This is a genomic window from Candidatus Binatota bacterium (assembly GCA_012960245.1).
Classification (GTDB): domain Bacteria; phylum Desulfobacterota; class Binatia; order UBA1149; family UBA1149; genus UBA1149.
This window is the reverse complement of record DUBO01000059.1, coordinates 1-9336: the sequence shown is the minus strand read 5'-3', so window position 1 is coordinate 9336 and position 9336 is coordinate 1. Positions and strand designations below refer to the sequence as shown.

The 9336-nt window shown below is 62.9% G+C and carries 6 protein-coding genes; 2 read left to right on the top strand and 4 right to left on the bottom strand.

Annotation, left to right across the window (positions count from 1 at the left end):
• The 3 genes from EYQ35_11780 to EYQ35_11770 all read right to left on the bottom strand — a co-directional run.
• Positions 1 to 1768 (bottom strand): hypothetical protein (locus EYQ35_11780; GenBank protein HIF64814.1); only part of this gene is annotated, 1768 nt, incomplete at its 3' end.
• A gap of 415 nt (positions 1769 to 2183) precedes the next feature.
• A complete protein-coding gene (locus EYQ35_11775) occupies positions 2184 to 4094 on the bottom strand; it encodes an exo-alpha-sialidase (GenBank protein ID HIF64813.1) in 1911 nt (636 codons plus the stop codon).
• 194 nt (positions 4095 to 4288) lie between these two features.
• Positions 4289 to 5809 carry an acetyl-CoA acetyltransferase gene (locus EYQ35_11770; GenBank protein ID HIF64812.1) on the bottom strand — a complete coding sequence of 507 codons (1521 nt, stop codon included), beginning with the start codon at positions 5807 to 5809 and terminating at the stop codon, positions 4289 to 4291.
• Here EYQ35_11770 and EYQ35_11765 point away from each other — a divergent pair.
• Together EYQ35_11765 and EYQ35_11760 are read left to right on the top strand one after the other, a co-directional pair.
• Positions 5706 to 6659, top strand: a complete 954-nt coding sequence (locus EYQ35_11765) for an SOS response-associated peptidase (GenBank protein HIF64811.1) — start codon at positions 5706 to 5708, stop codon at positions 6657 to 6659. The two genes, EYQ35_11770 and EYQ35_11765, sit on opposite strands and share 104 nt — an antisense overlap.
• Complete coding sequence (locus EYQ35_11760) at positions 6649 to 8016, top strand: MATE family efflux transporter (GenBank protein HIF64810.1); 1368 nt, start codon at positions 6649 to 6651, stop codon at positions 8014 to 8016. The genes EYQ35_11765 and EYQ35_11760 overlap by 11 nt, the downstream gene beginning before the upstream one ends.
• A 20-nt stretch (positions 8017 to 8036) precedes the next feature.
• On the opposite strand, the gene EYQ35_11755 is transcribed toward EYQ35_11760, so the two are convergent.
• Positions 8037 to 8423: a hypothetical protein gene (locus tag EYQ35_11755; protein HIF64809.1), complete on the bottom strand. Its 387-nt coding sequence runs from the start codon at positions 8421 to 8423 to the stop codon at positions 8037 to 8039.
• Between the last annotated feature and the right edge of the window lie 913 nt (positions 8424 to 9336).

The following is a 9336-nucleotide window of genomic DNA, read 5'->3' as shown; positions in this document are numbered from 1 at the left end:
GACCGGTCGTGTCGATGGCAACCGCTGCCGCCGTGTCCAGGCCACTGCCGCCGATATAGGTCGACCAGTCAAAAGCGTTCTCTGCACTGTTGATGCAAGCAACAAAACCGTCGCCAGAACCCGCGTAGATCTGTTGCAGGGGATTAACCATGGCGAGCACGCCCGACGGCGAACTGATGTTGCCTGCCACGCAGGCACCTCCGCCAGCTCGCGCAGCCACCGAGTTGACAACTATGGCTCCGCCCGCGAGATAGCTGGACCAGGCCTGGGTCATGGCCGAGGTCACGGGATCAAGCGTGATTCTCGTCACGAAACCGTTGTTGCTCGAGGGGCCCGCCGGGCTCTTCACCGAGTACAGGGCGCCTGCGCTTACCGGAAAATCGTCAGATTTCGTGCGCCCAACGACCCAGGCCCCGTCCACCGAATCCAGGGCCACGCCTAAGCCTTCCTCGAAGCCGGCACCGCCCAGGAAAGTCGAGGCAACGACGGCTGTGCCGTCGGCGTTGAAGACAGTGAGAAAGGCGTCACCCTCCCCGTTGAGCGAGCCCTGTACCGCGCCGTTTACCGGGAAAAATACTGGTGAAGTAGTCGAGCCGACCACCCAGGCCCGGGACGAAGAATCCACGGCCACGGCGCTGCCCTGGGTAGTGGCGCGGCCCAGGAGGGTGGAGTATACGATCGCCGAACCATTGGGCGACAGCTTGGTCACGAAGGCCTCGAACCCCTGTGAGCCGTGGCTGTTGTCCTGGAAGGGGTCTCCCACCTGCGATGCCGTGGGAAAGTTACTCGAATCTGTCTTGCCGGTTACAAAGGCGCTGCCCGACGAGTCTACCGCGATGCCCAGCCCCCAGTCGGTATCGCCGCCGCCCAGGTAGGTGGCGTACACCAGCGACGCCGCGCCCGTGAGCGACGGGTCGATGCGCGCCACGAACGCGTCATGCGCCGCGGGGATGGTCGAGTTTGTCGCACAGTCGACACAAGCCGATACCTGGGGAAAGTCAGTCGATATGGTTTTACCCGCCAGGTAGAGATCGCCGGTCGCGCCGACCGCCACGTCGTAGGCTTCGTCACCCGAACCGCCGCCGAGAAAACTCGAGTAATCGAGCACGGGGTCTATGACCAGCTCGCGGCTGCGGTCCCACTCGCCCAGCGCAAAGCCTACCTTGCCCCCGCTCTCGAGGTAGAAACCCGCGGGCACGCGGCGGCGATTGACGCCCTTGCCCTGCCAGGCCACCGGCCGTCGCATGGTGAGCACGCCCGTAGAAGTGCCCAGCAACAGGTCACCGGCTGGCCCTATGCTCGTGCTCAGGGCGCCGTCGAATTCTATCGACACGAGGTCCGGGTCAGCTCCCGGCGCCACGACAAAATCATACTCCAGGTGACCACGGTTGCCGTAGAACACCAGGTCTATACCGGGATAAATGCCCTCGTACCTGAGTTGCCCGTAAAGACGCAGCCCTTTTTTCCAGTTGGCCTGATTGCCAACGAAGTAGTTCACCTTTCCGGGCAGCAGCGCTTCGCCTACCACGCGCGGTGTCTTGCTCTTTCCGGTCGCCCTCATCCTGAGCAGCGAAACCGAATTCTCGCCAGCCTGGTCGTCGCCGTTCGAGCGAAGGATGAGCACCGCTTCGGACGGCGTGAAAAAAACGGTGTAGCCTTTGCTGCGGGCGAGAAAATGGACGTTGTCGGCTGCCTGCCCGAGGTTCTCCTCGAAGACCATCGGCAGTTCGTGGGGCAGCGGGAGAGACGCGAGCGACGCTGTCGGCACGCACAGGGGCGCTCCCGCGACCACTAATGTGGCAACGAAAAGCCCAACTCGGCGACAGTAACGAAAAAGTCGAGATGTCACCGGGCTGGTGCGTCTGTGATACGCACTACCCGTTATCAACCCTGTACTACCCTGCCGGCCACGAAAAACGAGGCCGCATACCAAGCACGGAGGTGCAACCGGCCTGTTGTCAACGGGCTTCCGGACGCTAGCTCGAAATGTAACTCAGGCGGGGGGGGCGAAAGCAGAAGAAAGGTATAAATGCCCCCCGGATGGGGCGAATTGAGAGCGCGACCATGCGCCGCTGCAACGGCCGAAACACTCCCCCTCACGGGGGGCAATTACGACCACGATCCGCCCGTTTGAAGCGGCTGCGGGTGGCTTTGCTATGCCTGCTGCGCTTGCCGGCAGGTCGTCAGTCAGACCTGGCCTTGAAACGGGTCGAACTGCTTATTACTGGTGTCGTAAATGTAGACTCCCAGCAGGTGCCGGTTGATGAGCGGGCTTGCACCAGGACCTCCGGAAACAACGGCAACAGTGGTAGATCGAGAGAGGCGCCCTTTCCCTTGATCCTGATATTCGCCTGGCCGTGTCCACCCGGCTTGAGCTTGACGGTCTGTATACCCGACGGGCCGGTGTCAGGGTTCTTGTAACGCCATCCTCCATCGCTACTGTTAGGCCGCCAGCAGGGAGCCGAACGGCACAAGCCACCGGCAGCGACCAAGCCCGAGTACACCAGTCGCGAGGCACCACCGGGCCCCGAGGAGTCATAAGCGCACAGGCTCAAGCCGTGCACAGTGTCCGGGCTTCCTAAGTCCTCAATCGAAGTGGCGAATCCGCGCTGCCACTTCCAGACCAACTTGTCCCTGCTCTCTTTCTTACCGTAAACCAACTGCAACATTCCTCGCCGGATGAAATAGGGGATGCGGCAGTTCTCGCGGGGCAGCTCGGTGCAGGCCCCGTCGTTGGGAGTCACAAAGATATCGGTATCGACACCCACCGTGCCGATGCGATCGTCCCAGGACGTCCAGGTGGCCAACCAGTTCAACCCGTCCCAGGCCAACTCAACGTGGTAGTCGTGGCCAATATCCAGCCCGCCCTGGGAATCAATGAGGGCACTATTTGACCAGTTAGACCCGTCGGTAGACGCCGCATAGTGGATGTCAAAATCCGCACCCGCCGCGCCGTCCAGGTCGTGATTGGACTCCCAGGCAATCAGCCAGGTCCCCAGTCCGTCAGTGGCCACCGTCGGACGCCTGTCGTGGATGCCCCCGTCGCTGCCGGCCGCAGAGTTCACCGGCCCGGGCCAGCCCCAGGACGCCCCCTCGTTATCCGAGAAGGAAAATATCACGTCCCAATCATGCCCCAGTGTGCCCCCGAAACGATCCTCGCTCTGCCAGGCCACCAGCAGATTACCCTGCCCGTCACCGGCCATCTCCGGGTAGCTGTCGTTAAGACGATCGTCGACGGCGTTTCCATTGAGAAAACTCTGCGCCGCCCAGGTATCACCAAAGTTAACCGTCCGCGAAACCGCGATATCAAAGTCACTGCCCGCTCCGGCCGTATCCTCGGCGCTCATCCACACCGCGACAACAAGGCCAGACGGCTCCCAGAACAGGTCAGCGTGTACATCGTTGCCCGAGTCCTGCTCCGAGAGCGTGTTGAGAGCCGAGGGCGCGCTCCAGCTCGATCCACTGTCGAGCGACACCGAGTAGAAGATGTCGTAATCCAGGCCCTGGGAGCCGCCCAGGGGTTCGTCGGATTCCCAGGCCACCATCCAGCGTCCCTGCCCGTCGTTGATCAACGACGGGTGCCGGTCATCGCCGGCGTCGCTGTTGGCGTTGGTGTTGAGCAACGCCGGTGAGCTCCAGCTGTTGCCGTTGTCATTGGAGATCGTAAAAAACAGGTCCCTGTCATTTCCCGCCGAGCCGGCCAGCGAATATTCCGACGACCAGGCAATGATCCAGGTACCCTCCCCGTCGGTCTCGATGGTAACGTCGTCATCGATGTCGACATCAGAAGCCGAATAGGCGGCCAGGGGCACGGGCGCGGTCCAGGACGAACCGTTACTGAAAGAAGTGGCCACCAGGATGTCGCTGTCGCTGCCCACGCTATCGCCCAGCGTGTCGGCCGATGACCAGGCCGCTACCCACCGCCCATCGCCATCGCCGACAATGAAAGGAAAGTCGTCATTGCCCGAGTCGGTCTCGGCGTTGGTGTTAAGAGCAATAGATTCACTGAAGGCCGGCGCCGCATCGGCCTGGCTGACTACCAACGCCGAAAGGGCCAGCAGCAAGAATGCACCGACTGCCAGGCTCCGACCCATATCAAGTTCATCCCACAACACGGGGGTAGTTGTCAATGACGTTTAAGGCATAGACAACAATGCCTGCAACGTTAGAAAGGCGTTGTTCTCGTCGTGCATATTGCTGGCAGCTCGAGCGCACGTATTTGCACACCACTATGCAGCCCCAAGCCCCTCGCCTACCCAGCGGCCCCGCTCAGCCGGGCCTGGTAAGCTCAGCCCGGGGTAAAAACATTGCCGCGCTCGCCGCTCGGCTTCACGCTGCCGCTTCGTCCCACTCCCTCGTGTTCAACAAGTTCGGCCAGCAGCCCGGGGTCGCTGACAACTCGCGCGAGAAAACGATCACCGTTGTCCAGCCTGCCCACCACGATGCCCGACTCGGGTGCACCATCGCGATCGAACGCGACCGTGTAGGTTTCGATGCTGCCGCTGCCCTCCGGTTGCTCCTGCAATGACGGGTGATCCATTGCGTCGAGGCGCTGCTGCAACTCCCCCGCCCGTTCTTCGCTATGCAACCGGGAGGCCCCGCCAGTATTACCCGCCGGCGCTGTAGTGCCATAAATACCCAGCGAGTGCTTGGTCATGTACCAGCCCAGCCCGCTTACAAGGCCGAGGCTGCCGGGCTTGTCGCGTACCCGTTGCATGAGGGTGGCTATTGCGTGGGTGGTGTAATTGTTGCCGGGCCCGCCGTGACAGGCCAGCCCACCGGTCACCGTGAGCGGGCGCGTATCATCTTCGGCTATACCGAGTTCATTACGGGCTATCTGCACCGCGCTGGGGAAACAGCTGTAGAGGTCGAAGCAATCGATATCGTCTATGCCCACACCCGCCATCGCCAATGCCTGCTGTCCGGCCGCAGCCAGCGCAGGTGAAGAACAGAAATCACGGCGCTCGCTCACATACCACAGGTCGTTGGCATCACCGCAGCCGTGCAGAAACACCCAGCGCGACTCTTCAATGCCCAGTTCACGGGCCTTCCCCACCGAGGTCAGTATCAGCGACGCCGACTGGTCAACCATCAACACCGCGTTCATGTACTTGGTGTAGGGCCACTCGATGAGCCTGTTGGAAGCCGACGGCGTGGCTATCTCCTCGGCCGAGCGCCTCTGCCCGAACCAGGCCAGGGGATTGTCCGACGCCACCTGTGAAAACGGCGCGTAGAGTTCGCCGAGGCGGCGCAGGTGCTCGCCCGGATCACGACCGGCCCGGGCGCGCAGGGCATTCTCGAATAACGGGTAAATAGTGGGCGGCAACATGAGCCCGTGCGCGTTCTCGTGATCGCTGCTGCCCGGCCTCGGGTCGCCGATCATCTCAACCTCGCCGCCCGCACCGCGCTCCCAGTCCAGGCGTCGCCCGTCAACGTTGGCCCGCTTGTAGCTGGCCAGTGCCTCGGCGCCGGTGATCAACACGGCCCCGACATCACCACGCTCTATCTCGCGACAGCTACGGTTGACCAACCACTGCGGGGTGTTGCCTCCTATGCTGCTGTACTGGCGGCGACGCGGGTCGATGCCCAGCTGCCGCGACAGCAGGCCGGGCGCGTCATCGTAGCGCCAGCCGATAACGCCCATCACGGCCAGCGCGTCGACCTCGCGCAACAGGCGCTCCCCGGGACCCGCGTCTTCGGCAGCCATGCGCGCGGTCTCGGCCATAAGGTCAACCGGCGAACGGTCGCCGCGACCGTCGCGAAGGGTAAACTGTCCGCAACCTACAAGAACCGGGGTGTTGTCGTTCATGAGCCGAGCATTGAGCCTTGCGTTTGCAACTGCTGCAACCCGACCGCGGCACAACGCACGGGTGTGCCATTGCCGGGCGCGTGCTAGGTTCTACGCTCCGCCTGCTTGCTGCACTGCCGGGCCGGGCGGCCTATACAAGGTCATGTGCGGACGCTTCGTCATACACAGCCTGCCCGAGCGGCTGGCCGAAATGTTCGAGGTCGAGGATTTTCCATCCTTCGCCCCTCGCTACAACCTCGCACCGTCACAGCTGGCGCCGGTTATCAGGGCCGGCGCGGACGACAGGCGCGAAGCACTGTCACTCGGATGGGGACTCGTGCCCGCCTGGGCCGACGACCCGGCTATCGGCCAGCGCATGATCAATGCCCGCTCGGAAACAGCAGCCGTCAAACCCTCGTTCCGGGAGGCACTGCGCAGTCGGCGCTGTCTCGTGCCGGCCAACGGCTTCTACGAGTGGCTGCGGGTGGACGAGCAGCGACAGCCCTGTTACGTGCAGGCTTCCGACAACGAGACCTTTGCGATGGCGGGCCTGTGGGAAACCTGGGGCGACGACGAGCAGGAACTGCAAACCTTCACCATCCTCACCACCGATGCGGGCGACGACCTGGTTGATCTGCACCACCGCGCGCCGGTGATTCTACCGAAGCAACACTGGCAGCAATGGCTCGAGCGACGGCCGCTCGCCGACGATCAACTGCGCGAGCTTTGCAGCGCACTGCCGCCAGGCTCGCTGCACTACCACCCCGTGTCACCGCGCATGAACAAGCCAGCCAACGATGACCCCGGCTGTCTTGAAGCCGTGACGGCAGTACTACGACCGGCACAGGCGAGCCTGTTTGATGACAACTGATCCAACACCCCTCGACACTGCGCCCCGCCGTCCAACAAACACCCGCAAGCTCAACCGGCGCCTGCTCGGACTGGCGCTGCCTAATTTCTTTGCCCTGATCACCGTACCACTGGCCGGCCTGGTCGACCTCGCGATGCTGGGCCACCTGGACGAGGTGTCTCACCTGGCCGGGGTTGGCCTGGCCTCGGTGCTGTTTGATTACGTCTACTGGTCATTGAGCTTTGTTGAGACCGGCACGCAGGGTGTCACGGCCCAGGCCCAGGGGCGCAAGGACAAGCACGAGTTGTCGCTGGTGCTGTACCGGGCCTTGGCGCTCGCCCTGTTGATGGGGCTCGCGGTGCTCGCCCTCTCGCCGGCGATACGAGCGCTTGGCTTCTCGGTGCTCGCGGGAAGTGAAGCGGCCGAGGCCTCGGGCCGTGCTTATTTTGACGCCAGGATATGGGCCGCGCCCGCGGTGCTGGTCAACCTGGCCTTCATCGGCTGGCTGCTGGGGCGCGGGCGCAGCCGTACAGTACTGTTGGTGACGCTGGTAATGAGCTCGGCCAACGTCGCGCTGGACTACTATTTTATTTACACCCTCGGCTTGGCTTCCCGGGGCGCCGGCATCGCCACGGCCATGTCCCAGTACCTCGGACTGCTGCTCTACCTGCTGGTACTCTTCAAGGCCGACCGCGGCTGGCTGACCAGCGCCGCCGGCTTCGCCGACCGCGAGACATTCAGGCGACTGTTCGCGCTCAACCGCGACATCATGATACGTACCCTCTGCCTGGTTTCGGTGTTCGCTTCGTTCATTAACATCAGCGCGGCGATAGGCACGGTAGCCCTGGCCGCGAACGCTATACTGCTCAACCTTTTTTACCTGGTAGCCTACGCGGTAGACAGTTTCGCCTTATCGCTGCACAGCCTCGCCGGCATCAGCAAGGGCCGCAACGATGCGCAGGCAACCCGCCGCCTGCTCTCGCTGGCAATGGCGTGGGGAATGATTATCGCGTTGATGGCGGTGGCCCTGCTCTGGGCTGCCCCGCAGACTATCTTTGCCCTCATGACTTCGCACAGCGACATCGTGGCCGCCATGATGTCGTACCGCGGCTGGCTCTACGCCGCCATCTTGCTCGGGGCAGTGGCGTTCATCTACGACGGATTGTTCCTCGGCCTCACCGAGGGAGTGGTGCTGCGCAACGCTATGCTTGCCTCGACCTTACTGGTTTACACGCCGCTCGCCCTGCTCGCTCAACAGCTCGCGTCGGTCAGCCTGCTCTGGGCAGCTATGGTGTTGTTCATGGGCGCGAGGGCGATAAGCCTGGGAAGCAGGCAGAAGGCGGCGATTGAACGCTGCCGCGCGCCGGTCACCGACTGAAGTGTCGCGGCCGGCGAGTGCTACTCGACCGACGGTGCGCAGTCGGCCTTGAGCTCGCCGTCGGCATCTACCGTGGCGCGAAACTCGGCATGGAACCTGTCGTCGAGCCTGATCATGGTGCCGCCACCCTCTACCGGGCTGGGCTCTTCGACCAACGGTGCGCGCTCTGCCTGCCGACTGTTTCCAGCGCCAGCAGCATCGGCCTGGCCTGGAAGCGGTTCTTCGAGAAACTCACCGGTCTCGGGGTCGAGGTAGACCTTCAAGCCAGCGTCGGCCACAGGCGCAGCCGACGTGTCCTGCACCACCTGTCCATCCTGGGCCGTGGCGCAACCCACAACGCCGACCCCGGCGGTCAACAAGACCAAGGCTGCACCCACGCAAAACTTCTCTATCGCTACTGTCTTCATATTTTCATACCCGGTGCCCTTTCCTGCAAACGCCAAATACAGCAAACTCCAAGCCACCCCCGCTTGTCAAGCGACAGTGTTACCTGCCGCCAGGGCCGGCACTCTGCAACCCGGTCATAGGTCACACTTCAAGTTGCTGCCCCTGCTCGTGCAGACCATCGCGGGGGCACTGGTGCAGCTACCGCTCGGCGATCCACCCACGACCACCGACAGCGACAATGAGACTTCGCCCGTTGCAGCCTGGAGGTCCAGGTACTTGCCATTGGCCTTGAACAATACGATTCCACGGCGAGTGTTCACCTTGAGCTGGGCCTTCTGTATGCGGTCGGCCAGCGTGCCCGTGCGATCCTTGAACTTGAACTTACTACCCCGGCCGCGCACGTCCTCCCAGTCGCCAGCGGCTATGGAGGCAAAGTAAACCGTGTTGCCCAGGGAGTCGCTGAGAACCAGGTCTACTCCACCAGATGTCGGCAGGCCGAGCATATCAGCCTGCGCTGCCTGCGACTTGAAATTCAGCTTGTCATCGCCCACTCCGCGCAATCCGAGTTTTAACTTGCTCGACTCAAACTGTGCTCCCGCAACGCCTACGCAAGCGCCCGAACTGCACTGGTCGCTCTCGGTGCACAAGTCACCGTCATCACAGCCCCCACCATCGGCCACCGCCTGGGCGGCGCAATTTCCGTTCGCCACGTCACAGGTGCCCAGCACGCAGTTGTCATCCAGCCCGCTACAATCAGTGAGCAAGCCCTCGCAGACACCGCTGCTGCAGGAATCTGGATCACTGCACAGGTCGCCGTCATCGCAGACTGTACCGTTACCGGCGATCGGATCGCTGCAAAGGCCGGTTGCCGAATCGCAGGTGCCAACGTCGTGGCACTGGTCAATGGCAGTGCAGGTCACCGCCGCGCAGAGA

Coding starts and splice junctions, on each gene's coding strand:
- EYQ35_11775 (HIF64813.1), bottom strand. CDS start 4,094: ATGGGTCGGAGCCTGGCAGTCGGTGCATTCTTGCTGCTGGCCCTTTCG.
- EYQ35_11765 (HIF64811.1), top strand. CDS start 5,706: ATGCGCGCGGTCTCGGCCATAAGGTCAACCGGCGAACGGTCGCCGCGA.
- EYQ35_11770 (HIF64812.1), bottom strand. CDS start 5,809: ATGAACGACAACACCCCGGTTCTTGTAGGTTGCGGACAGTTTACCCTT.
- EYQ35_11760 (HIF64810.1), top strand. CDS start 6,649: ATGACAACTGATCCAACACCCCTCGACACTGCGCCCCGCCGTCCAACA.
- EYQ35_11755 (HIF64809.1), bottom strand. CDS start 8,423: ATGAAGACAGTAGCGATAGAGAAGTTTTGCGTGGGTGCAGCCTTGGTC.